The 23984-nt window shown below is 32.7% G+C and carries 22 protein-coding genes; 13 read left to right on the top strand and 9 right to left on the bottom strand.

Translation table 11 applies throughout. The annotated features are described in order from the left end of the window. Positions 1 to 62 precede the first annotated feature (62 nt). From Z054_RS0125365 to Z054_RS0125320, 10 genes are all read left to right on the top strand, one after another. The gene (locus tag Z054_RS0125365; protein ID WP_024772808.1) at positions 63 to 1418 is read left to right on the top strand and encodes a Na(+)-translocating NADH-quinone reductase subunit A; all 1356 of its coding nucleotides are present in this window, start codon (positions 63 to 65) and stop codon (positions 1416 to 1418) included. A gap of 4 nt (positions 1419 to 1422) precedes the next feature. Further along, the gene (locus Z054_RS0125360; protein ID WP_024772807.1) at positions 1423 to 2649 is read left to right on the top strand and encodes an NADH:ubiquinone reductase (Na(+)-transporting) subunit B; all 1227 of its coding nucleotides are present in this window, start codon (positions 1423 to 1425) and stop codon (positions 2647 to 2649) included. Between the two features lie 2 nt (positions 2650 to 2651). Further along, positions 2652 to 3407, top strand: coding sequence for a Na(+)-translocating NADH-quinone reductase subunit C (locus Z054_RS0125355; RefSeq protein ID WP_024772806.1), 756 nt, complete (start codon positions 2652 to 2654; stop codon positions 3405 to 3407). A gap of 3 nt (positions 3408 to 3410) precedes the next feature. Beyond that, positions 3411 to 4103: an NADH:ubiquinone reductase (Na(+)-transporting) subunit D gene (locus Z054_RS0125350; protein ID WP_051473916.1), complete on the top strand. Its 693-nt coding sequence runs from the start codon at positions 3411 to 3413 to the stop codon at positions 4101 to 4103. Between the two features lie 11 nt (positions 4104 to 4114). Then, a complete protein-coding gene (gene nqrE, locus Z054_RS0125345; protein ID WP_024772804.1) occupies positions 4115 to 4828 on the top strand; it encodes an NADH:ubiquinone reductase (Na(+)-transporting) subunit E in 714 nt (237 codons plus the stop codon). 1 nt (position 4829) lies between these two features. Beyond that, positions 4830 to 6137 (top strand): NADH:ubiquinone reductase (Na(+)-transporting) subunit F, encoded by a 1308-nt coding sequence (gene nqrF, locus Z054_RS0125340; protein WP_024772803.1) that lies wholly within the window; start codon positions 4830 to 4832, stop codon positions 6135 to 6137. 128 nt (positions 6138 to 6265) lie between these two features. Next, positions 6266 to 6976 carry an NADase-type glycan-binding domain-containing protein gene (locus Z054_RS0125335; protein WP_024772802.1) on the top strand — a complete coding sequence of 237 codons (711 nt, stop codon included), beginning with the start codon at positions 6266 to 6268 and terminating at the stop codon, positions 6974 to 6976. Positions 6977 to 6992: 16 nt separating this feature from the next. Beyond that, complete coding sequence (locus tag Z054_RS0125330) at positions 6993 to 7871, top strand: DUF4846 domain-containing protein (protein WP_024772801.1); 879 nt, start codon at positions 6993 to 6995, stop codon at positions 7869 to 7871. Between the two features lie 111 nt (positions 7872 to 7982). Continuing rightward, a complete protein-coding gene (locus Z054_RS29275; protein WP_024772800.1) occupies positions 7983 to 10430 on the top strand; it encodes a VIT and vWA domain-containing protein in 2448 nt (815 codons plus the stop codon). Between the two features lie 146 nt (positions 10431 to 10576). Then, entirely contained in the window at positions 10577 to 11422 is an 846-nt protein-coding gene (locus Z054_RS0125320; RefSeq protein WP_024772799.1) for a DUF2135 domain-containing protein, read from the top strand. A gap of 556 nt (positions 11423 to 11978) precedes the next feature. Here the strand turns inward: Z054_RS0125320 and Z054_RS0125305 are convergent. The 3 genes from Z054_RS0125305 to Z054_RS0125295 all read right to left on the bottom strand — a co-directional run bounded on the left by Z054_RS0125305 (position 11979) and on the right by Z054_RS0125295 (position 15016). After that, positions 11979 to 12722, bottom strand: a complete 744-nt coding sequence (locus Z054_RS0125305; RefSeq protein ID WP_024772797.1) for a LytR/AlgR family response regulator transcription factor — start codon at positions 12720 to 12722, stop codon at positions 11979 to 11981. Positions 12723 to 12792: 70 nt separating this feature from the next. Then, positions 12793 to 14520, bottom strand: coding sequence for a tetratricopeptide repeat-containing sensor histidine kinase (locus Z054_RS0125300; RefSeq protein ID WP_084050594.1), 1728 nt, complete (start codon positions 14518 to 14520; stop codon positions 12793 to 12795). A 1-nt stretch (position 14521) separates the two neighbouring features. Beyond that, positions 14522 to 15016 carry a hypothetical protein gene (locus Z054_RS0125295; RefSeq protein WP_024772795.1) on the bottom strand — a complete coding sequence of 165 codons (495 nt, stop codon included), beginning with the start codon at positions 15014 to 15016 and terminating at the stop codon, positions 14522 to 14524. A 230-nt stretch (positions 15017 to 15246) separates the two neighbouring features. On the opposite strand from Z054_RS0125295, the gene Z054_RS0125290 reads away from it, so the two are divergent. Continuing rightward, on the top strand, positions 15247 to 15624 hold the full coding sequence (locus tag Z054_RS0125290) for a hypothetical protein (protein ID WP_024772794.1): 378 nt from the start codon (positions 15247 to 15249) through the stop codon (positions 15622 to 15624). 4 nt (positions 15625 to 15628) lie between these two features. Continuing rightward, a complete protein-coding gene (locus Z054_RS0125285; RefSeq protein ID WP_024772793.1) occupies positions 15629 to 16624 on the top strand; it encodes an FAD:protein FMN transferase in 996 nt (331 codons plus the stop codon). A gap of 3 nt (positions 16625 to 16627) precedes the next feature. On the opposite strand, the gene Z054_RS0125280 is transcribed toward Z054_RS0125285, so the two are convergent. From Z054_RS0125280 to Z054_RS0125270, 3 genes are all read right to left on the bottom strand, one after another. Further along, entirely contained in the window at positions 16628 to 17395 is a 768-nt protein-coding gene (locus Z054_RS0125280; protein ID WP_024772792.1) for a class I SAM-dependent methyltransferase, read from the bottom strand. A 47-nt stretch (positions 17396 to 17442) separates the two neighbouring features. Then, entirely contained in the window at positions 17443 to 18261 is an 819-nt protein-coding gene (gene map / locus Z054_RS0125275; RefSeq protein WP_024772791.1) for a type I methionyl aminopeptidase, read from the bottom strand. Between the two features lie 115 nt (positions 18262 to 18376). Continuing rightward, complete coding sequence (locus Z054_RS0125270) at positions 18377 to 18838, bottom strand: RidA family protein (protein WP_024772790.1); 462 nt, start codon at positions 18836 to 18838, stop codon at positions 18377 to 18379. Between the two features lie 304 nt (positions 18839 to 19142). Between Z054_RS0125270 and Z054_RS0125260 the strand changes: the two genes are divergently transcribed. Then, positions 19143 to 19994: a hypothetical protein gene (locus Z054_RS0125260; protein WP_152538675.1), complete on the top strand. Its 852-nt coding sequence runs from the start codon at positions 19143 to 19145 to the stop codon at positions 19992 to 19994. Positions 19995 to 20341: 347 nt separating this feature from the next. Here Z054_RS0125260 and Z054_RS0125255 read toward each other — a convergent pair whose 3' ends face one another. From Z054_RS0125255 to gpmI, 3 genes are all read right to left on the bottom strand, one after another. Beyond that, on the bottom strand, positions 20342 to 21436 hold the full coding sequence (locus tag Z054_RS0125255; RefSeq protein ID WP_024772788.1) for a FecR family protein: 1095 nt from the start codon (positions 21434 to 21436) through the stop codon (positions 20342 to 20344). Between the two features lie 25 nt (positions 21437 to 21461). Beyond that, a complete protein-coding gene (locus tag Z054_RS0125250) occupies positions 21462 to 22028 on the bottom strand; it encodes an RNA polymerase sigma factor (RefSeq protein ID WP_024772787.1) in 567 nt (188 codons plus the stop codon). A 234-nt stretch (positions 22029 to 22262) separates the two neighbouring features. Beyond that, positions 22263 to 23780: a 2,3-bisphosphoglycerate-independent phosphoglycerate mutase gene (gene gpmI / locus Z054_RS0125245; RefSeq protein ID WP_024772786.1), complete on the bottom strand. Its 1518-nt coding sequence runs from the start codon at positions 23778 to 23780 to the stop codon at positions 22263 to 22265. Positions 23781 to 23984: the final 204 nt, after the last annotated feature.

The raw sequence follows: 23984 nt of genomic DNA, 5'->3' as shown, positions 1-23984 counted from the left end.
CTTACGTGTTTTAATTAGTAAATTTGCACGATTTTTTTAGTTAATTAACATAGACTACAAATATGTCAAAAGACATTCGTATCAGAAAAGGCTTAGACATTAAACTCGTTGGCGAAGCAGAAAAAGTTACTGTAGACGCCATCAGAAGTAATGTGTACGCAATTAGGCCTGATGATTTTCACGGTATAGTGCCAAAGGTTGTTGCTAAACAAGGTACAGAAGTTAAAGCCGGCGAACCACTTTTTTATTCAAAATCTAATGAAAAAATGCTTTTTCCTTCTCCTGTCAGTGGAGAAGTAATAGAGATTGTACGTGGTGCCAAAAGAAAGATTTTAGCTTTTAAGATTCTTGGAGACAAGGAACAGAAATATGCAGACTTCGGTGTAAAGGATGTGAATTCTATGAGTGGGGATGATATTAAAACCCACCTTTTAGCATCAGGTTGCTGGCCATTTATTAAACAACGTCCGTATGATGTAATTGCTAACCCTGATGTAGCTCCAAAAGCTATTTTTATTTCAGGATATACGACTGCTCCATTGGCAGCAGATAGTGATTACATACTAGAAGGAAAAGAAAAAGAACTTCAAGCTGCAGTTACTGCTTTAAGCAAATTAACTGAAGGTAAAGTACATATTTCTGTTGGTAAAAAAGGAAACTCACCACTATCTGGCCTAGAGAATAGCACAATTCATAACGTTTCGGGACCTCATCCTGCAGGGAATGTGAGTGTGCAAATGGCCAAAATAGATCCTATCAATAAAGGAGAAACAGTTTGGGTAGTAAATCCACAAGACCTAGTAGTTATTGGGGAATTATTATTAACTGGAAAATATAATGCAGAAAGAACAATAGCTTTGGTAGGTTCTTCTGTTAAAACTCCTAAGTATTTTAAAACTAAGATTGGAGCAGAGGTGTCATCAGTAGTATATACTTCTGGAGTACATGATGAAGGAAATATTAGAGTGATTAGTGGAGATGTACTTACAGGAGAAAATGTAAAACCAGATGGTTACCTTGGATATTATCATAATACCATAACAGTTATTCCTGAAGGAGACGATTATGAACTTTTTGGATGGAATAAACCTATTTTCAATAAGATTTCACCTTCTAGAGCACTTACTTTTTCCTGGTTATTTCCTAATAAAAAGTATGAACTTACCACCAATACAAATGGTGAGCATAGAGCTTTTGTAGTTACAGGAAATTATGAAAATGTATTTCCTTTAGATATTTACCCATTGCAGTTGCTTAAGGCTTGTGCGGTAAATGATCTAGATGCAATGGAGCAGTTAGGTATGTACGAGGTTGCTCCAGAAGATTTTGCCCTAACCGAATTTGTATGTGTTTCTAAACAACCACATCAGCAAATCATAAGAGAAGGGTTAGATTTAATGTTAAAAGAAATAGGATAGTGCTATGGGATTAAAAGATAAATTACATAAACTAAAACTTAAGTATAAAGGCAAAAAAATGGCCCCTGCATTTAATGCAATCCATACATTTTTGTATTTACCTAATGAAACTACACATTCTGGATCTCATGTTCGTGGAGCAGATGATTTAAAACGTACCATGAATACGGTGATCATGGCATTATTACCATGTTTAATATTTGGAATGTTTAATGCAGGATATCAACATCATCTTGCAGCAGGAGAAATAGAAGCTGTAGCTAATGGTTTTTTTAGTGCAGGATTCTGGTCAATTGATAATCTTGTTGTTGGACTATGGAAAGTATTACCACTAGTTGTTATTTCTTACGGAGTTGGACTTGGAGTAGAATTTCTATTTGCAGTAATAAAAGGACATGAAGTAGAAGAAGGATATTTGGTTACAGGAATGCTAGTACCATTAATTGTTCCAATAGATACTCCATTATGGATGTTGGCAGTTGCAGTGATCTTTGGAGTAGTAATTGGTAAAGAAGTATTTGGAGGAACAGGTATGAATATCCTGAATCCAGCACTTACGATAAGAGCATTTTTATTCTTCGCTTATCCAACATGGATGTCTGGAGATAAAGTATGGGTGCATGGAGCTGTAGAAAGAGCTGGCGAAATAGCTGGTGGAGCGCAGTTAGATGCAATATCTGGAGAAACTGTTCTGGGAAGTTTAGCACAAGGAAAAGAAATTTCATACTCGGTTGCTGATATGTTTTTAGGATTTATTCCTGGTTCTGTAGGTGAAACTTCTGCGGTATTGATTTTATTAGGAGGGTTATTCTTAATCTTTACCAAGATTGGAAGTTGGAGAATTATGGCAAGTGCCGTTCTTGGAGCCTTAGCTATGGGATTAATTTTTAATGGAGTTGTAAACGCAGGATGGATTAGTGAAGGAAGTAAATTCTATAGTTTAATGAGTACAGAATTCTGGCATCATCTAATTATCGGTGGTTTTGCTTTTGGAGTTGTATTTATGGCAACCGATCCGGTAACTGCATCACAAACGAATAAAGGAAAATGGATATATGGATTCTTGATTGGATTTATCTCTATATTAATTAGAGTATTCAATCCTGCATATCCAGAAGGAGTAATGCTAGCAATTCTATTAATGAACGTATTTGCTCCAACTATTGATCACTACGTGGTTCAGGGTAATATCAAGAAAAGAATGAAACGTTTAAAACTAAAAACGGCTTAATCATGGCGATGAATACAGATAAAAATTCATACACGATCATATTTGCCATTGCAATGGTAGTTGTGGTTGGTTCATTATTGGCATTTACTGCATCTTCATTGAAAGGTAGAATAGATGCTAATAAGCGTACAGAAAAACAGCAGAATATTTTGTTTGCAATGGGTATTGCAGATACAGAAGATCCTAATGAATTTGTGCCTGCAGAAAAAGCACAGGAGCTGTTCGATAAATATGTTGGTGATGAGCAATATATCATTACTGGTAGTTCTGCAGAGAAAACAAGTGACGCTTTTAGTATAGAAGTGAAAAAGGAAAATGATAAAGTTAAGCAAGATGCTAATTATCAAAGAAAACTTCCTTTGTTTATAGGTAAGAAAGACGGAGAAGAGTTTTATGTGGTTCCTATGAGAGGTAACGGTCTTTGGGATGCAATTTGGGGTTATGTTTCTTTAGATAAAGAGTTTAAAACTGTAAAAGGAGCATTTTTTGATCATAAAGGAGAAACTCCTGGATTAGGTGCTAACATTAAGGAAGCTTATTTTAGAGATGATTTTATAGGAGAAAGTATATTGGATGCTTCAGGAAACTATAAAGGAATTACTGTTAAAAAAGGAAATGCAGATCCTAAAAATGTAGATAAAAGTGATAATGAAGTAGATGCCATGGCCGGAGCAACAATTACTGGTGATGGCGTTACAGCAATGGTAAAGAAAGGAATAAAGATGTATCAACCTTATTTCGAAACTTTAAAAAAATAACAGATGGCTGAAGTAACAGAAGAAAAAGTAAAAGTAAAAGAGCCTAAAGAGCCTTTGTTTTCGAAGAAAAACAAGAAATTACTTACAGATCCTCTTGCCGATAATAACCCGATTACGATACAAGTATTAGGTATTTGCTCAGCATTAGCGATTACGGCACAATTAAAGCCATCGATTGTAATGGCAATCTCAGTAATTTTTGTTTTAGGAATTGGTAATGTAGTCATCTCTTTGATGAGAAATATTATCCCATCTAAAATTAGAATTATTGTGCAGCTAGTGGTGGTAGCAGCCTTAGTAATAGTGGTGGATCAAGTATTAAAAGCTTTTGCTTATACATTAAGTAAAGAGCTTTCTGTATTTATAGGATTGATAATTACCAACTGTATTATCATGGGACGTTTTGAAGCATTTGCTTTAGGTAATGGTCCATGGAAATCATTCTTAGACGGTGTAGGTAATGCAGCAGGTTATGGAGTGTTATTGGTTATAGTGGCTTTCTTTAGAGAGTTGTTAGGATCAGGAACATTATTTGGTGCTAAAGTATTGGGCGATCCAATCGAAAAGACCGGATTGTATGCTATAGGTTATGAAAATAATGGTTTTATGGTATTAGCACCTATGGCGTTAATTACTGTTGGAATTATTATCTGGATCCAGAGAAGTAGAAATAAAGCATTAATAGAAGATCATTAAAATAAAGAGACATGGAATATTTAGAATTATTTTTAAAATCGATCTTTATAGATAATATGGTATTCGCATTCTTCTTAGGAATGTGTTCATACCTTGCTGTATCCAAAAAAGTATCTACTGCTGTAGGACTGGGAGCTGCAGTGATATTTGTATTGGCAATTACAGTACCACTAAACTTTTTGTTAGATAAATATATTCTTAGAGAAGGTGCTTTGGTATGGTTAGGACCAGAATATGCAGATTATGACTTAAGTTTCTTAACCTTTATATTGTTTATTGCAACTATTGCTACTATGGTACAATTGGTAGAGATAGTAGTTGAGAAATTTTCACCATCCTTATATAACTCTCTGGGTATATTTTTACCATTAATTGCGGTAAACTGTGCAATTCTTGGAGGATCTTTGTTTATGCAACAAAAAGAATTTGCAACTATTTCTCATGCGGCAGTATATGGTATAGGATCAGGAATAGGATGGTTTTTAGCTATTCTTGCTATTGCAGCGATCCGTGAAAAAATCAGATACTCTAATGTGCCAGCCCCTTTACGAGGATTAGGAATTACATTTATTCTTACAGGATTAATGGCGATTGGCTTTATGAGCTTTGGAGGAATGTTAACAGGAGGCGAAGAAGAAGAAAAAGAGCCTAAAGCTGTTCAGGTTGAAAAAAAAGAGACTACAAAAGAAGTAGCCGAAAATACTAACGTTACAATACTTAAATAATATGATATTTTTAGCATCTACCGCTGGAACAATAGCAATAACCATTATTTCGTTTTTGGTGCTGATTCTTGTTTTAGTAGGAATCTTATTATTTGCAAAAGATAAGTTACTACCATCTGGACCTGTAAAGATCACCATTAATGGCGAAAAAGAAATTGAAGTAGCTTCAGGAGGGACATTATTATCAACTTTAGGAGCTCAGAAAATATTTTTACCATCTGCTTGTGGTGGTGGTGGGACTTGTATCCAGTGCGAATGTCACGTATTAGAAGGTGGTGGAGAAGCATTACCAACAGAGACGCCCCATTTTTCGCGAAAAGAGTTACAACATGGAGCACGTTTAGCCTGCCAGGTTAAGGTAAAGCAAGATATGAATATCGAAGTTCCGGAAGAAGTATTCGGAATTAAGAAATGGGAGGCTGAGGTTGTACGTAATTATAACGTAGCGTCCTTTATCAAAGAATTTGTAGTTCGTATTCCTGAAGATATGGGGTATAAAGCGGGAGGATATATCCAAATTGAAATTCCACAATGTGAAATTAAATATTCAGATATTGATATCACTGCTCACCCAGAAGAACATGAAACTCCAGATAAGTTTCAGGCAGAATGGGATAAATTTGGTTTATGGCCACTAGTGATGAAAAATAATGAAACTGTAGAGCGTGCTTATTCTATGGCTTCTTATCCTGCAGAAGGAAGAGAGATAATGCTTAATGTACGTATTGCTACACCACCATGGGATCGATCTAAAAATGGATGGATGGATGTAAACCCAGGAGTTGCTTCATCTTATATCTTTGCTCAGAAGCCAGGAGATAAAGTAGTTATTTCTGGCCCTTATGGAGAATTCTTTATTAATGAATCCGATTCAGAGATGCTTTACGTTGGAGGAGGAGCTGGTATGGCACCAATGCGTTCTCACTTGTATCATCTATTCAGAACCTTAGAAACTGGTCGTAAAGTAACGTATTGGTACGGAGGTCGTTCTAAACGTGAATTGTTCTACTTAGATCACTTCTATGACTTAGAAAAGAATTTCCCTAACTTTAAATTTTACCTTGCACTATCAGAACCATTAGAAGAAGATAACTGGAAAGTTAAAAGCGATATTGATGCCGAAGGAGATGGATTTGTTGGATTTATACATAATTGTGTAATCGATAACTATCTAAATCATCATGAGTCTCCAGAAGATATAGAACTATACTTCTGTGGACCACCATTAATGAACAAAGCTGTTCAAAAAATGGGAGAAGATTTTGGTATCCCAGATGAGCATATTAGATTCGATGATTTTGGAGGATAAAATTTAGCATTTACTACTATTTTCCGATAATCAGGAAAATATTTAGATAATTCACTGTAAACCGGTATAAGTAATTATACCGGTTTTTTTTATTTTTGGATACTAAGGTTTTTAATACAGTATTGATTATGGATAAATTAAAACACTCATTTTTATCGGTATTGGTTTCTTTTTTGATCGGTATAGTTGGTCAGTCTTTGTTTTCTCAAAACATAAAAATATCCAGAGATTCTTTGATTACTATCGTTGAATTTGATGGAGCGTTTCATAATAAATATACATTAAAACGATTGATGGTTGATACTTGTAAGGCCTCTAGTGTTTTACGAAGTAAAAATCAGGATTATTCGGAAAATAACCTTATAGATGACAATGATCATACAGCATGGGTCGAAGGTCTTTCAGGTTCTGGTATAGGAGAAAAAATTAGGATTACTTTTAAAAATAAGAGTGCTTTGCCTTATGTAATTAGAATAGTTCCGGGATATTTAAAATCTGAAGAAACTTGGTATAATAATAATAGAGTTGCCAATATTACTATCAGAACTATAGGAGCAGAGGTAGATTCAGAATATATAATTGATGAATGGAAAAATGTAAGTTTCAGAAAAGATTCTTTGTCTAAAGTGTCGATTTCCCCACAATATATTGATATCAGTCAAAACTATATTCAGCATATGGGGTATAACGATTTTGTGGCTATTGAATTTGAAATTATGGAAGTTGATGACATTGGAGCAATGTATAATGACACGTGTATTTCAGAAATAAGTTTTTATGAAATTGATAAACTAATCAAAGTATATTCCCCTGATGAATATGAAAAAATAAAGAATTAGTACTAATCCTGATGTTATGAAGAAATATATAGTATCCCTAATTATAGTAATCATTTTGTTTTTGATATTGAGAAATACTTCAAAAGGGAAAATAGTAACTAATCACATAAAAGGAGCTGTAACAAGTGTAATTAAAACACCTGATCATGTTAATAAGGAAGGAGATTCTATCTCAACTCGAGTTATGATTCCAGAGGGGTATAAGAGGGTTGAATATGCGCAAGGTTCATTTCAGAGATACTTACGTCATTATCCGCTAAAACCTTATGGGAGCAAGATTATAAATTATGATGACAGCGAATATTTTGCTCAGAATTGGCACGAAGCAATTCTGGAAGTCCCAGTTCCATCAAATGGATTGCAACAATGTGCAGATGCATTGATGAGAATTCGATCAGAGTATTTGTGGGAGCGAAACAGAAAAGACGAAATTGGATTTAATTTTACCTCGGGTCATTATTGCTCATGGAGTAAATATGCACAAGGGTATCGACCAAAAATAAATGGCAACAAAGTAACATTTCATAAAACAGCAAGTCCTAATAAATCCAAAACAAACTTCTATAGATACTTAAATCTGATCTATACCTATGCAGGGACATTATCGATGCATAATGAGCTAAAAAAAATATCTGTTAAAGATATACGAATTGGTGATATGTTGGTAAAACCTGGTTCCCCTGGTCATATCGAGATTGTTGTAGATGAAATTGTAAACGAAAAAGGAAATAAGATGTATCTTCTGGCTCAAGGAAATACACCAGCACAGAATGTGTGCTTACTTAAAAATTTTGAAGATACCACGATCTCACCATGGTATAAGTTTGACGAAAACCAACCTGTATATACACCGAGTTATTATTTTGATAAAGCACAGTTTATTAGATTTAAGTAAAAACATAACTTTTATTGACTTTACTCATTCAAATGGTCCGTTTACTCATTGTATGTTTTTTGATTAGCCTTTTGTTCGGATTTTTAGGTTAGATAATTAAATATACTAACCATGAAAAATATACTTCTACTCGTATTTTTGATCTTTTTTATTGATGCTTTTTCACAAGGAATACCCGCTATTAAATTAAAAGATTCAAGCCAATTAAGACTTTCTAGTTTAATAATCAATACTGAGATTGTTGATAATTTTGCAATTACTACGTATGATATGAAATTTTATAACGAATTGAATCGTACACTAGAAGGAGAACTGGTTTTTCCATTAGGCGATGGTCAATCGGTCTCTGGATTTGCGATGGAAGTCAATGGGAGATTACGAGAGGCTGTTATTGTAGAAAAAGAATTAGCCAGAGTAGCTTTTGAAAATACAGTAAGACAAAATATAGATCCGGGACTTTTAGAAAACACTGAAGGTAATAATTACAAAGCAAGGATATACCCTATACTCCCAAATGACTACAAAAGAGTGGTGATTAAATACGAACAAGAATTATTTGCAATTAATGGTTTTCGAGCGTATGAATTACCATTAGCGTTTAAAGAGGTATTAGATAATTTTTCTATAGCGATCAGTGTTTTTGGAGGTATAGATGCGCCTGTTGTAAAAAATAAAGAAGCAAATATTTACTTGCCTTTTAAGAAAATAGATAATGGGTATATTGCTCAATTACAGAAAAAAAATTATAAACCATCAATTCCTTTGATGGTAGAGATTCCAAATAAAATCAATACCCAAAAAATATTAACTAATGAGAACTATTTTTATATATACCAAGGACTAGGGTCAAATTTCAGACTTAAAGAAAAGCCAAAAAAAATTACAATGTTATGGGATGCTTCTTTCTCTTCCAAATACAAGAAAATAGATAAAGAACTAGAACTTATAGGCTCTTACATAGAGTACCTTAAAGATGTTGAGGTAGAGGTCATTTCTTTTAATAGCAGAATTGGTGAAAATGAAAGATTCACTATTGTTGGTGGAGATTGGTCTGCATTAAAAAAGTTTATAAATGATATTAAATATGATGGGGGAACATCGCTAGATATTTTTGATGATGTAAAAATAACTTCAGATGAAATGTTATTGTTCTCGGATGGGTTAATCAATTTGGGGGATTTAAATTGTAAATTCAAAAATCCGATTTACACCATTAATTCATCGGTTTCCGCAGACCATGAAATTCTTAATGATATTGCAACTAATTCAAGTGGAAACTATATAAATCTCTTGAGATATTCAGTTGCAGATGGAACAAGTGCATTAAAGAAAGAAACTTTCCAGTTTTTGGGTATAAAATATAACAAGGATGTGGAAGAGGTTTATCCTCCAAAAAACACTAATGTAGTTTCCGATTTTTCTATCACTGGTAAATTTAGCAAAGACACAACCATTCAGTTGCTTTTTGGTTATACCAACAAAGTGGTCAAGAGGATAGATGTTGATGTGAAAAAATCACAAAACACAAGAATTGTGCCCAAATTATGGGCAAAGAAAAAATTAAAATCATTAAATAAGAATAAAGAGAAAAATAGGAAAGAAATTATTTCTTTAGCCAAAAAACATGGTATGATCACTGATTATACTTCTATGCTAATATTAGATAGAATTGAAGATTATGTAAAGTATAGAATTGAGCCTCCTCAAGAATTAATGAAAGAATACAAAGAAAGGTTAATGAACTTTGAAGATAACGAAGAGGATAAACTGGAAGAATTAAAAGAGAGAAGAGAGGAGTTAATCGAGAGCTATGAGGATGTATTAAAATGGTATAATACGAGTTATCCAAAAAAGAAAAAAGAATCAGTAAAAAAAGTGGCAACCCCATCTCAACAACCACAAGTGGATTCAATAGAGCAAGGAAATAATGAAAATCAGCTTGAAAATAATAATCCTATTGTAGTCAATACAATAGAAGAAAATCAACCTGAAAGCCTTAATGAACGTGTCTTGGATACGACAAAGCATATCATATCAGGAGTGATTACTGATGGAAGAGGGGTTTCGTTACCAGGGGTGAATATTATTATAAAAGGAAAAACAATTGGTACGCAAACTGATTTTGATGGAAATTTTTCAATCAATGCCGAAATAGGAGAAGAATTAGAAATTTTATATTTAGGCTATAATTCTTCTACTATTACTGTTAATAATTCAAACACAATAAATATTAATTTAGAAGAGAGTACATCTATGTTAGAAGAAGTTGTGGTTACGGGATATGCAGCACAGAAGAGATCATCAATTACTGCATCGGTGACCTCTGTAAAATCAGAATCATTTAGTCAAGCGATAGATGGAGTTTCAATGGCATCACCTTCGGTTACTATAAGAGGAGCTTCATCAGTCACAAATTCACAACCGTTATATATTGTAGATGGAGTTGTGGTCAAGGGTAATCCAACTGCACAAATGAATCCGAAAGAAATACAATCTATGCAAATCTTAAAGCCTAGTAGTGCTGTAGCAATTTATGGTTCTCAGGGGGGGATGGAATAATAGTAATTACAACAGTAAAGGGTAAAGATTTTAATAGAGAGGCAATTGCAGAACTAAATGAAAAAATAACTGATAAAATAGAATTAAAATCATGGAACCCAGAAACGCCTTATTTAAAAATTTTAGAAAAAGAACCAACGGTCAAATTGGCATATAAAAAGTATTTAGAAATTAGAAATGATTACTCAAATAGTCCTTCTTTTTATCTTGATGTAGCTGATTTTTTTGACAAAAGGAAACAAAAAAATACTGCAATAAAAATTTTGACCAATCTTATCGAAGCCGAATTAAGTAATCATGAATTGATGAAGGCACTAGCATATAAATTGGAATATTTTGAACACTATAATTTGGCAGTTATAGTTTATGAAAAAATCTTAAAATTAAGACCCGAGGATCCACAATCATATCGAGATCTTGCATTGGCGTATGAGTATATTGGCGAATATCAAAAAAGTTTCGATTTATTATATAAAATTTATATTGGAGACCTTTTGATCAAAGATGAAGAGGAATTGTATTTTGGGATTGAACAGATCGCTTATACGGAGCTAAACAGGTTAGTATATAAATACGGTAAAAAGCTTCGATTGAGTAAAATACAAAAAACTGAATTTAGCGAGATGCCTGTAGACGTAAGAGTGGTAATTGACTGGAATCATAACGATACCGATATAGATTTATGGGTGATTGATCCCAAGAAAGAAAAGGGTTATTATAAAAACTCAGAAACAAAAATAGGAGGAAGACTTTCAGAAGATATGGTAGAAGGTTATGAGCCAGAGGAGTTTATGTTAAAAAAAGCAATAGACGGCGAGTATGAGATTATGGTGGATTACTTTTCAGATGATGTTCAAAAAATTTCAGGCCCTACCATTTTAAAAGCTGTCCTATTTACAAATTATGGAAGACAAAATGAATCTAAAAAAATAATTATTGTTAGACTTGATAAAGAAGAAGATAAAATAGAAGTTGGGAAATTCAGGTTTTAGGAACATCCTTTTTTAATAGATAAAATAATTTAGAGTATTGCCTCTGTAAGGCTATGACTAGAATACTTAGTAAACATGAACTAGAACTATATAATCTTGCAATGAATATTGTAGGTGAAGAATTAGAAAAAAAGCTTCGAATTTGTTACGGTAAATTCAGTTTTTGGTATTATACCCAATTTAGATACACTTATGCTTTAGTTTTTAACGCTTATGACATTGCTTTCATGAGATAGCGTATTTCTAATTAATTTTATAGTGGAAATGATAATGAAACGAGGTTAGAGAACCAATTAAAAGAGCACAAAGAAGGAGATAGTGGTTTGAAAATGAATTATGAAGATTGGTTTTTTGCAATTAATAGCATTTGTATTTAGTTAAATAAAATTAAAACGTTCATACATTTAGTTTTTATAGAAAATATGCTGCTTCTGCTGATGGTGGAATGGGGGTTTACCGTTATAGCAGGAGCAGCCATATTTAAGAAAAATACAAGTGATTTCTTTTTAGGCTATTGATGCGTCCTACTATTACATATCCCTATAATATTATTCGGTTAGTTTAATATATCGTTATCCTTTATAAATAAGGCCTTATAACGTTCGCTAAATGGAATTTTGGCATCGTCCATCAATATGATAAGATTGTCTTCAAAGTAAATTTCTTTAATTTTTTTAATATTGACCAAAAAATTACGATGCACTTGCGTAAAGTTTGGATTCGATAATAACTCTTTTACTTTTATTAAGGATAGCTTAATCAAAAAATTACCTTCTTCACTTATCAGATTACAATATTTTTCTTTTACCTCAATATAATGAATACATTCTATGGCTAATTTCATAACACTTTTATTCTTTTTTACAAAAATATAAGTAGGACTCAATACCGCATTTTCTGAGTTAAAACTTAGAGTATTAGATTGCTTATAGTGCTTTTCGATAGCTAGCTCTATAGAAAATAAAAGCTCTAATGTGTTATAAGGTTTAAGTAAATAAGTAGCAGGTTGTGTGAGTTTAGCCAGATCAAAAAAATGTTTACTCTGTGTACTGGTCAAAAATAAAAAAGGAATGTTAAGTTGTTGCTCATTAATCTGCTGTGCTAAAACAATACCATCTGGTTTCCCGTCTATCATAATATCCAAAATGATCATATCAAAAAAATGATCCTGTATTTTTCTTTCAGCATCCTGTATGGTTGAGGCTCTCGTCACTTCAAAATTATTATCGCTCAAAAATTCTGAAATCTCTTTAGCTTCTTCATCTTCGTCTTCTAATACTAATAATCTTAATGTTTTCATCTATATACATTTCATAAACCATATCGATAATGGTTTTGGTGTATTAAGTACCTATTATAGGCTTTTATAGTTAATCAATTCCTTTTGGTAATACAATTTTGATCCTTGTTCCTTTACCAGGCTCGCTATCAAAAATTAATTGTCCATTATTTTTTTTAACGAGTGTATGACATAATAATAACCCAAGACCTACTCCTTTAGACCGATCAATTTTATCTGTGGTAATGTCATGTAATGAGTTAATTTTTGCTAAAATTTCGGGTGGAATACCTGCACCTGTATCTTTAATCTCAATAAAACATTCGTTCGCAGCGTAATTACCAGATGATATAGTAATCTTCCCTTCATTTTTGGTGTATTTAATAGCATTATCAAGGATATTACGAAGAACAATTTTTAAGGATTCTTTATCAACTGTAACCAAAATAGATGCATCTAATAAGGTTTTGAGTACAATTTCTTTGGTTGTTGCCAAATATTCATAATCATTTATAACATGTTCAAGAATGGGTTTTAAAGGGTATGTTTCCTGTTCAAAAAATAATTGCTCACTTTGCTCTAACGACCAGTGCAGTACATTGTTTAATAGGTGACTGGTAGATTCTGTTAAGGTAATTGCAGTATCTGTAGTTTTTTTGATTCCTGAGAAATCTTTTTCAGCTATGTGATCCAGCAATTTTTCATGCTGTCGTTTCAATGCATTAACAGGAGATCGTAAATCATGTGAGACTACAGAAAACAGATAATCTTTGGTTGTGTTTGCGATATCCAGTTGTTCTTTCTGTTCTGTAATCAATTTCTTTTTACCAATTAACAATTTATAAAAATATCCCAGAATACCAATAAACAATAGTAGGAGTGAACTGCCTATAATTAGACCATTACGTTGCGTTTTTTGTTGTTTTATTTTTTCATCTTGCAACAATATTTCTTGCTCCTTTTGTGCAATAGCAAGTTGTTTGTCTTTTTCTGTAAGCTCCCAGACTCTATCTCTGTTCCAGATAGAATCTTTCCATTTTCCGTATTCTACGTAATAGGCAACACTTTCTTGGTATCGTTTTCTGTTTTTTTCTACTACCGCCATATTTTTGGCTGTATTTTGTTTTAGCTCGATGTCATGAAATGATTTAGCCAATTGATAGCACTCTTTAAACAAAGCGATAGCTTCCTCATCTTTATATTGACTATAATAGGCGTTAGCAAGCTCCATTTTGGTGACAATCACAAAAAAAGTATCCTTTTCTTTGATTAAGGCTAATTCTTTAGAAAAATAATGCTTTGTCTTAGTATAATCTTTTTTATGCAGGTAAGAAACACCCAGATTATGGTAAGCAGTTTTTAGTAAAAGTTCATCTTTGGTCTCTTCATCTTGATTTAACCATTTTTTATAATACTGTATAGATTGATCATAGTTCTCCAAACCCAAATAGATTCTTCCAAGTTTATGATTTTTAAGCCCTGAAAATTTAAAATCTTCAGAAATACTGTCCATGTTTTGGAGGGATTTGGTGTACAAATTTTTGCCAATTGCACTTACGCCCTGGATATAATATAAGATATCCCGCTGTTCTTGATGTTTAGTGATTTCTAATGCTTTACCAGCATAAATGTAACAAGAATCCAACTTGTGATTACGATAAAACTCTACAGCATTACAAAAATCAATAACCAAAACCTTCTCTTTACAATAACCATCCAAATGGTTGTAAAATGAGTTGAGCTGACTGTTTTTTTGAGATTGACCATGCATAAACGTATAGCCAAGAAGTACACACCATATGATAATCGTTTTATGCATTTTATTGTCCACTCGTTACTGGAGTAGTCACTGTACCTCTATCGGTCTCAGGATCTAGATTTTTATCATGTACTACAATAGCTTCTACACTCTGTGTTCTTAGGGATGCAATTTTATAATCTATCTGAATATGGTACATATCAAATTCTGAGGGGATAGGATCAGTAGAATCATATACAATATTGAAATCCCTTGAAACGACCATGTCATTTTCAGTTTGTATACTGGTCTTTATGTCAGTAACTCCATTATAATTAAAGAATATGGTTTTTTCTTCATTTAAAAACAAACCACTACTGGCGGTTTTTACAGGATCTAGTTTAAGAGGTAAAAACGAAATAATATTAACGATATAGTGTCTTTCTCCTTTGGGATTGGCGTATATATTAGCTAAAGATTGTTGTGGGATTTCTGCCAAAGGAATAGGTTGAGTATTTATTTTGTTACAAAAATTAATTACGAAATCTAATCCGGCCAAAGTAATTTTATTTTCCATAGGGTATGTTTATAAGGTTATCACATTAAAAAAGATAGTTTAACAGTCATGAAAAAGCTTATTAAATTATCACACTAAACATACAATAATTTCTCTGAATGCGTAAAATAATGGCTATATTTTATACTATTATTTATGAAATGGTTGGACTTTTTGATGCAAGACAAAAAATAAAGATGAGTTCAGTATAATTCTGAATTATGCTTTCAAAATAATATCTTTGCCTCCCTATGACCAGAATACTTACCAGACAAGAATTACATAACCTTGCAATGAATATTGTAGGTGAAGAATTAGAAAAAAAAGGCTTCGAATTTATTGCAATTAATAGCACTCTGGGAAAACATCCGCAGTTTGTGTGTGTTGATACATCTAATCAAAGGTATTTCGTACTTGTTAAAGTAGTTTCGTATCCAGATAATCCTCATAATTATGATGTCATTTGGATGGAGTCGTTTAAAAAGCATGCGATAGAACAAGAAGCAAAAGTATTCTATGCCGGTGTTGGTTTACAAAATTCTGAAAACCCAAATAAGCCAGTGCTTTTAAACGAAGAATATGTTTTAGAATATGCAGGATTACAAACAATAGAAACTCATTTGAACTAAAATTATGATTCGAAAAATAGGTATAGTTATATTAATAGGATTGTTTGTCTCATGTAAAAAGGAGGCTAAATTACACCTTAACTACACTAATGGAAAAGCTTTTGGAACCACTTTTTCTGTTCAGTTTATAGATGATAAAGAGTATGATTTTTCAACATCATATGACAGTTTGATTAATGTTATTAATAGATCAATGTCTACTTATATCAAGGATTCTGATATATCCAGAATTAACTCTGGTGATACTACAGTAACGATAGATGACCATTTTGTAAAAGTATTTACTACTTCTAAGAAAATATATAAAGAAACCAATGGTGCTTTTGATCCTACTATTGGGATTTTGGTAAATGCATGGGATTTTGGGCCAGAGGGAAAAATTATCTCTTTAGATAGCCTTAAAATAGATAGCTTGTTGTTGTCGGTTGGTTTGCAGAAAGTAGCATTGAAAGGAAATAAAATTGTAAAAGACGACCCTAAAACATATATCGATTTTAATGCATTGGCAAAAGGGTATGGGGTAGATGTTTTTTTCGATTTTTTTGAAAGTAAAGGATTCAAAAATTACCTGGTTGAAATAGGAGGAGAGATTAGAGGTAAAGGAAGTAATGTAATTAAACAGAAACCATGGAGAATTGGAGTAGAAGACCCTAATTTTGATGATACGCAATCCTATAGTAAAGTAATTTCATTGCATAATGAGGCTATGGCCACTTCTGGCGGATATAGAAAGTATAAAATTGATGAAAACGGAGAGCGATATATTCATATTTTGAATACCAAAACAGGATATCCTCTAAAATCAAACCTTCTGGCGGTTTCTATTATTGCCAATACCTGTATGGAAGCAGATGCATATGCCACTGCATTGATGTCGATGGGATTAGAAGGTTCAAAAAAATTCTTAGAAACACATAAAGAACTCAAAGCATACTTTATTTATGAAGATCAGAATAAGGAATTAAAAACACTATCTGTAAATGGTTTTCCTGAAAAGTAAGTATTAATGCTTATAACAAACAGGAAGGATCTCACCAGGGGCAAGACAGTATTTTGTTACACATTCTTTTGATAAAATATTGGTGTAGTCTACTTCATCGACCTTAAAACCAATAGATCTTAATTTTTCGAAATAATCCCGGCCATAGACCCTTACATGATCGTATTGACCAAATATTCTGGCTCGTTCTTGTGGATCTGTGATGCTGTTATCTTCAAAGGTTACATCTCTATTTAGATCCTGAGGAATTTGTAGAATTGCCATCCCACCCGGTTTTAACACCCTGAAAATTTCTTGCATAGCTGTAGTGTCATCTGGGATGTGTTCTAAAACATGATTACAAAAGATAACATCATATTCGCTATCAGCAAAAGGTAAATTGCAGATATCTGCTTTTACATCTGCCAACGGGGAATTAAGATCAGTAGTAGTATAATCAAGGTGTTTTAAATTTCTAAACCTTTTATAAAATGCTTGTTCAGGAGCAAAATGTAATACTTTGGTGGGCGTAGTAAAAAACTCGGTTTCATTAGTTAGAAATAACCAGAGTAACCGATGTCGTTCTAATGATAAAGTGGAAGGAGAAAGTACATTGTCTCTTTGTTTACCATATCCATAAGGCAAAAAACGAGAAAAACTTTTACCATCAATTGGATCCGTATATGTGTTTCCTCGTAAAAATAATGATAATATTGGGCGTGCTATATAACTCAATCGAATCAATAGCGGCCTGGGGATAGTATTAAGTATAAATTTAAATAGTTTTTTCATTTTGAAAAGCTACATAAAGAAGGCTTTTGAGCACTAAAGAATATATATTATACAGTCAGTACTTCTTGCCTAAAGGCATCTTCTTCATTAGATTCAATACCTAATGCCTGATAGATATATTTAAAAGTTGATAGGATTTCTGGTTTTCCATCAATTATAGCTACATCATGCTCAAAATGAGCACTTGGTTTTCCATCTGCAGTTAGAATAGTCCATCCATCTTGTAATTGTTTGATGCGATGTGTTCCCATGTTTGTCATAGGTTCAATGGCAACGACCATACCTTCGATAAATTTTTTCCCTTTACCACGGCGACCGTAATTAGGCATTTCGGGATCTTCATGCATTTTTCGACCCAAACCATGACCTACTAATTCTCTAACTACACCATAACCGGCTTCTTCAGTAAATTTTTGGATCGCATACCCAACATCACCTACTCGTTTTCCAACTTTAAGCTCTGCAATCCCAACGTATAAAGACTCTTTAGTAACGCGAAGTAAACGTTCTACTTCTTCTGATACTTCGCCTACAGGAAATGTATACGCATGATCTCCATAGAAATCGTTTTTAATAGCACCACAATCAATAGATATAATATCACCTTCTTCTAACGGAGTATTATTCGGAATCCCATGAACTACTTGAGCATTAGGACTCATACATAAAGTGTTTGGAAAATCATACAATCCCAAAAAACCGGGAATTGCACCGTGATCTCTAATAAACTCTTCTGCAAGTTTATCCAAATGTAGCGTAGTTACCCCAGGTTTAACTTCGGGGGCTAACATCCCTAATGTCTTTGATACGATTAGTGCACTTTCGCGCATTAATTCTATTTCTTCACGTGTTTTGGTAATAATCATATGTAAACAATTCCTTGGTAAAAGAAGGCAAATTTACAAAGAATAATGCTTGTTCTACCTAACAGTTCCCTCTATTTTAAGATTTCACTTTTTTACGATAATGATTAGCGTATTTTTAAGTAGTTTTTAGTGTAAATGATGTAGTTAGACCCACACTAAAATTTCGAGGAAGTTTATCCACTCCAAAAATTGCCCTGGTGTGTGTGCCTTTTTGTTCTAGTACTTCAATAAATAAGTCTGAAGCACCATTTACGACAATAGGAGAATCATCCCAACTAATACTTGACTGGAAATAAGCATCAATATGATTAAGCCCTTCAATAGCATCAAAGCCAATTTTCTCATCTATTTGGGCAAGAACATTAAGAGCACATAATTTCATTGCTTCATATCCTTGATCTGTAGTTATAGTGTCTCCCAATCTACCTTGATATAAATACTCTCCATTGCGAATAGGAAATTGAATAGCTATATAGACTATATTTCCTCTTGTATTTACAGATACGTAAGATCCTCCTGGAGTTGATATTTCTGGTAATTGGAGTCCGAGTGCGTTTAATTTTTCTTTTGGTGTCATCGAAGTATTCAATCTTTGTAAGAATGTTTGTAGGGTTACTCAGAAACAATGGCTAACATATCTTTTTCGAGAGTTTCTTTTGCAAACTTTCTGCATGAAAAAAGAAAACTGGGAATAGCTAAAAAAATGTTTTTCTCATTTTGATCCAAAATTGTTTCCCTTGCCAATATATACAAAATCTAATGTCTGATCCAATGATTTGACGCTAGTTTAACAAAAAATGAAGTATCGACGCAGCGTTTTTATTTTTTTAAGGTTTAATAAATAGAAAACAAAGATAATATTCACTTAAAAAAAGAAAACCATGAAAAAACTATTGATTTGTGCCCTGATTTTTGGCCTAGTAGTGAGTTGTACTAAAAATGATGTTGATGATAATGTTTCTGAACAAAATAATAAAGAAACATTTGAATTGAGTAAAACGGTAAACTTCGCTATGGATGATTTTGGAAAAATCTCAGAACAAGCTTCTTTAGATCTTAAAAAATCATCCAAAAACAGCAAAGGGACTTGTTTCTCTATTGAATTATTAATCCCTTATCAGGAAAAACCTATCCCGGGTTTTTCTGGATATGATCATTATAGTAAAATGATTTTGAATGATGCAGGAGATCAATGTCAATTTGATGATTGGACAGGTAGCCTAGAATACTATGTAGCCGAAGATTTACCATCTAAATTTAAGGATTCTGCAGTGTTTAAAAATGTACAATATGATCGAGGGTATATTTTTGACGGGTATAAAGTAGCTCAAAAAAATGAAGAACAAAGCACCAATGATGTTCCTGTATTTGATGTAGAAATAGATGGAGTTATTACAGCTCCCGATGGAAAAACATATCATTATACTACGAATAGAAATTTTTCTTTTGAAAACCGTTTTACAGAGCAGGAGGTTATTACCTTGAAAGAATCTTCTTCATTAGAAAATTTAAAAGAACCTTTCTTTATAAAATCAAAATCTGTTGATGGATCTCCAATAGTATATAAGGCAGCATGTTTTGAAGGGTTAAGTTTTCTTAAATACCCTGTGCAAGGAGCGCAAGATTATTCTAGTAATTTTGGAGTTAATTTTAATATTGATTTTGGTGATGGAACCTGTGATCGTGAGGTTGTACTTACTTCAATAGAGGGAACGATAACTTTTGATTTATAGAACAATATATCAAATTAAAAAACCGGTCTATAAAACACTTTATAGATCGGTTTTTTAATATATAAATAATGCATTTATAACCCGTTGTGCATTTAAGGTTTTTTAATTCAAAATTCGTCAATTCGAGTGCTTCGACCAAAAGAAGAAGTGTATCGAGAATAGAATTTTGAATTAAAAAAGCTATTCTCAATACAATTTTTCTTCATTCTATTTCGAAAAACCACTCGAATTGACGCTTTTTTATACTATTAATTTCTAAATGCACAACGAGTTGTATTTATAGTAAGAAGTATTAAAAGAATCAAATGTGTTTAAATATCTTTTTAGAGTTTACAAAGAAGGTATTTTTAATCTGCGCAATTACCTTCTCCAATAATTATAAAAATCTCGCCTTCCTTTTCTATTTTTATATTCAACTTCTTAGCCAATTCACCAAGGACTTCTTCGGTAGTTGCATTGCTAAAAGATCCAGTGTATTTGCAATCAAGTAAAGGACTTCGTTTTAGTCTAATTTTGGCATCAAAGTTTTCTCCTAAATCATGGATAATTTGACTCACACTAACATTTTTATAATGTAGAACACCAGTTTTCCAGGCAAATTGATTAGGAGCTCTTTTAAGGAGAATAATTTCCTGATTATTGATACTAAAACTTTGTCCCGAAACTACTTTTTGTTTTTTACCAGTTTTACGATTAATTATTTCTGCAGAACCTTTAATAAGTGTGATATAATCAGCATCTTTTTCTGTAGATATTGCAAAAGAATTACCACTAACTTGAACATTACAATATTTTCCGTGTATAACGAATGGTTTTGATTCATTTTTCTGTATTGAAAAGAATATAGTGCCAACAAGATCAACTCTTCGATAACTTTGTATCGAAGTATTAAAGTTAACTTTACTATTTTTCCTCATTACCATCATACTCGAATCAGGAAGTTTAATATACTTAGTGTTTTTTGTTGAAGCATATTTTTCTGAAGCGATATAGGATACTCCAATAAAACCTTTTTCTTTACTTTCTTCGTCTGGTTCTAAAATAGTAGAGTCGATAGAAAAAGTTTCTGTTTTGGCTGTTTTTACAGATTTAGAATCTGTATTGGATTCTATAGGCTTGACTTCAATAATTTTTGGTTGCTCTTCTGTTTGGATTGTAGTTTGCTCATTTTTTGGTTCGATAGAGTTAATATTTTCTTTATGTGACGGAGTGATGTCTGTTTTTTCTGAAGTCGTATCATTCATTACATAATACAAGATGAATACAGCGCAAAGCAATATCGCAATTACAGTAATTTCATGCCAAGGTATATAATTGCGTTTAACCTTTTGCTTCTGTACTGCATTGTATATGTCATCAAACCTGTCCTTCGATGGTATAACCGAATCACTTTTAAACTTTGCTCGTAAAAGCGGTTTTAAAAGGTCTTTGTCATCTTTCATTTGTTACTCATTTAGGTTTTAAACGTTAAAACTTTACAACTCCATTATTTCTCATACTCTCTAATAGCTTCTTTCTTGCTCTGGTATAGTTAGATCTTGATGTGCTCTCTTTAATGTTAAGCATTTCTCCTATTTCTTTATGAGAATATCCTTCTATGGCATAAAGATTCAGAACATAGCGATACTGTTCTGGTAAATCACTAATCAAGATTCTTAGTTTCTCTATTGATATTTCTTTAGATAGATACTCTTTTTCGGGCTCTTCTAGTTCCTGTATCTCATTTTTATTAATGAAATCTTCATGATCGACATGAATCGTTTTTTTCATTTTATGCCAATGATCAATGGCACAATTCACAACAATTCTTTCAATCCAACTCCCCAATGTTCCTTTATGACGATATTTTTGAATGGCTTTAAATACTTTAATAAAAGCATCTTGTACAATGTCTTCTGCATCAGATTGATTTGTACAATAGCGAAGACCCACCGCTATCATTCGCGGTGCAAAAATGTTGTATATTTTTTCCATGGCATCCCGATTACCCTTTTTGCAGGCTTTTACTAGTCTGTCTTGTTCTTTTATATTCATGAATAAGGGTTAGTGCTTAACTCATATAATGTATAACCAAGAATATCGGGTTTCGCTGCGTATTAATTATACTTTTTTTTACTTACATAAAGGAGTATAATCTAGGTTAAGGTAACAAAAGAATTTTGAAAAATAAAAACACTCTTTATACAACTATGATAAAGAGTGTTTTTTGTTTACTATATTCTTATTAAGAATAGCTTTAAGATAATATAGAAAGTATCTTAATTATAGTTATTTTAGTAATGAATCTTGTGTCATAGCTTTAGGTTTTTCTATCCCCATAAGCTCAAGAATTGTAGGAGCAATATCTCCCAAAACTCCATCTTTTACTTTTATCTGATCATTATCTATTAAAATAAAAGGAACAGGATTAGTCGTATGAGCTGTATGTGGTGTGCCATCTGGATTGATCATAGTTTCGCAATTACCATGATCTGCAATCATAATAATAGAATATTGGTTTTCTAGTCCGGCGATTACTACATCTTTTACACATTGGTCCACGGCTTCACAAGCTTTAATAGCAGCTTCCATCACTCCTGTATGTCCTACCATATCACCATTTGCAAAGTTTAAACATACAAAATCAACATCCCCTTTTTGTAGTTCTGGTACAAGGGCATCTCTTAACTCATAAGCACTCATTTCGGGTTTAAGATCATAAGTTGCTACCTTTGGAGAATTTCTTAATATTCTGGATTCTCCATCAAAAGGTTGTTCTTGTCCTCCAGAAAAAAAGAAGGTGACGTGTGGATATTTTTCTGTTTCTGCAATTCGAATTTGAGTTTTACCAGCTTTAGAAATGATTTCGCCAAGAGTTTCGGTAATATTATCTTTATTATAAATAACATTAATGCCTTTAAAGTTTTCATCATAATTTGTCATTGTAACATAATGTAAAGAAAGCTTATGTGTATTATACTCGTGCATATCTTTTTGAGAAAGCATTTCGGTTAACTCTCTGCCTCGGTCTGTTCTGAAATTAAAGAAAATCACAACATCGTCATTATTTATTGTGGCTACCGAAGCTCCATTTTCTTGAAGTATAATTGGTTTGATAAATTCATCTGTAATGTCATTATCATAACTATTTTGAATGCTATTTAAGGCATCAGTGCTGGTTTCTCCAACTCCATTAACCAATAGGTCATATGCTAATTTAACACGTTCCCATCTTTTGTCTCTATCCATGGCATAGTACCTCCCTATGATAGAAGCTAATTTGCCTGTGGTTTTGGACATGTAATCCTGGATGTTTTTAATGTGAGTTTTGCCAGATTTAGGATCTACATCACGACCATCGGTAAATGCATGAAGGAAAACATTTTTTAATTCGTAAGAATGAGCTGCATCAAGTAATCCTTTAATATGATTGATATGAGAGTGAACCCCACCGTCGCTTACCAGACCAAGTAAATGAACATTTTTGTTTTTTTCTTTGGCATAACGAAAAGCATCTAGAAGAACAGATTCGTCTTTTAAAGTGTTGTTTTTGACTGCCATATTGATTTTGGCCAAATCCTGATATACAATTCTGCCAGCCCCAAGGTTCATATGACCAACCTCACTATTTCCCATTTGTCCATCTGGTAAACCTACATGAAGTCCATCTGTACGTAAAGAAGCATTAGGGTAGTGAGTGTATAAACTATCGATATACGAAGTGTTTGCATGATCGATGGCGGATACTTTAGGGTCAGGTGATGTTCCCCATCCATCCAGGATCATCAGGATTACTTTTTTGTTCATAATGTATTCTTAATTAAGGTTTTTGGTTGGTTATTTTTTGAACTTAAATCTCAAAAAAATGAAATAAGAAACAAAGTTACAACTTCACTTACAAGCATACAAAAAGCTTATGTTATTCCTATGTGATTTATACCTTTTTGTAATATTATCTGACGTGTCGTTTTTGTGAAATTATTAACGAATTTGTGTAGGGAAGGTTAAAAG

The organism is Aquimarina macrocephali JAMB N27, assembly GCF_000520995.1.
In the GTDB taxonomy this organism is placed as follows: domain Bacteria; phylum Bacteroidota; class Bacteroidia; order Flavobacteriales; family Flavobacteriaceae; genus Aquimarina; species Aquimarina macrocephali.
This window is presented reverse-complemented; position numbering and strand designations above follow the sequence as displayed.

What these genes read in the sequence shown, in the direction of transcription:
- Z054_RS0125365 (WP_024772808.1), top strand. Translation starts at nt 63, where the DNA reads ATGTCAAAAGACATTCGTATCAGAAAAGGCTTAGACATTAAACTCGTT.
- Z054_RS0125360 (WP_024772807.1), top strand. Translation starts at nt 1,423, where the DNA reads ATGGGATTAAAAGATAAATTACATAAACTAAAACTTAAGTATAAAGGC.
- Z054_RS0125355 (WP_024772806.1), top strand. Translation starts at nt 2,652, where the DNA reads ATGGCGATGAATACAGATAAAAATTCATACACGATCATATTTGCCATT.
- Z054_RS0125350 (WP_051473916.1), top strand. Translation starts at nt 3,411, where the DNA reads ATGGCTGAAGTAACAGAAGAAAAAGTAAAAGTAAAAGAGCCTAAAGAG.
- nqrE (WP_024772804.1), top strand. Translation starts at nt 4,115, where the DNA reads ATGGAATATTTAGAATTATTTTTAAAATCGATCTTTATAGATAATATG.
- nqrF (WP_024772803.1), top strand. Translation starts at nt 4,830, where the DNA reads ATGATATTTTTAGCATCTACCGCTGGAACAATAGCAATAACCATTATT.
- Z054_RS0125335 (WP_024772802.1), top strand. Translation starts at nt 6,266, where the DNA reads ATGGATAAATTAAAACACTCATTTTTATCGGTATTGGTTTCTTTTTTG.
- Z054_RS0125330 (WP_024772801.1), top strand. Translation starts at nt 6,993, where the DNA reads ATGAAGAAATATATAGTATCCCTAATTATAGTAATCATTTTGTTTTTG.
- Z054_RS29275 (WP_024772800.1), top strand. Translation starts at nt 7,983, where the DNA reads ATGAAAAATATACTTCTACTCGTATTTTTGATCTTTTTTATTGATGCT.
- Z054_RS0125305 (WP_024772797.1), bottom strand. Translation starts at nt 12,722, where the DNA reads ATGAAAACATTAAGATTATTAGTATTAGAAGACGAAGATGAAGAAGCT.
- Z054_RS0125300 (WP_084050594.1), bottom strand. Translation starts at nt 14,520, where the DNA reads ATGCATAAAACGATTATCATATGGTGTGTACTTCTTGGCTATACGTTT.
- Z054_RS0125295 (WP_024772795.1), bottom strand. Translation starts at nt 15,016, where the DNA reads ATGGAAAATAAAATTACTTTGGCCGGATTAGATTTCGTAATTAATTTT.
- Z054_RS0125290 (WP_024772794.1), top strand. Translation starts at nt 15,247, where the DNA reads ATGACCAGAATACTTACCAGACAAGAATTACATAACCTTGCAATGAAT.
- Z054_RS0125285 (WP_024772793.1), top strand. Translation starts at nt 15,629, where the DNA reads ATGATTCGAAAAATAGGTATAGTTATATTAATAGGATTGTTTGTCTCA.
- Z054_RS0125280 (WP_024772792.1), bottom strand. Translation starts at nt 17,395, where the DNA reads ATGAAAAAACTATTTAAATTTATACTTAATACTATCCCCAGGCCGCTA.
- map (WP_024772791.1), bottom strand. Translation starts at nt 18,261, where the DNA reads ATGATTATTACCAAAACACGTGAAGAAATAGAATTAATGCGCGAAAGT.
- Z054_RS0125270 (WP_024772790.1), bottom strand. Translation starts at nt 18,838, where the DNA reads ATGACACCAAAAGAAAAATTAAACGCACTCGGACTCCAATTACCAGAA.
- Z054_RS0125260 (WP_152538675.1), top strand. Translation starts at nt 19,143, where the DNA reads ATGAAAAAACTATTGATTTGTGCCCTGATTTTTGGCCTAGTAGTGAGT.
- Z054_RS0125255 (WP_024772788.1), bottom strand. Translation starts at nt 21,436, where the DNA reads ATGAAAGATGACAAAGACCTTTTAAAACCGCTTTTACGAGCAAAGTTT.
- Z054_RS0125250 (WP_024772787.1), bottom strand. Translation starts at nt 22,028, where the DNA reads ATGAATATAAAAGAACAAGACAGACTAGTAAAAGCCTGCAAAAAGGGT.
- gpmI (WP_024772786.1), bottom strand. Translation starts at nt 23,780, where the DNA reads ATGAACAAAAAAGTAATCCTGATGATCCTGGATGGATGGGGAACATCA.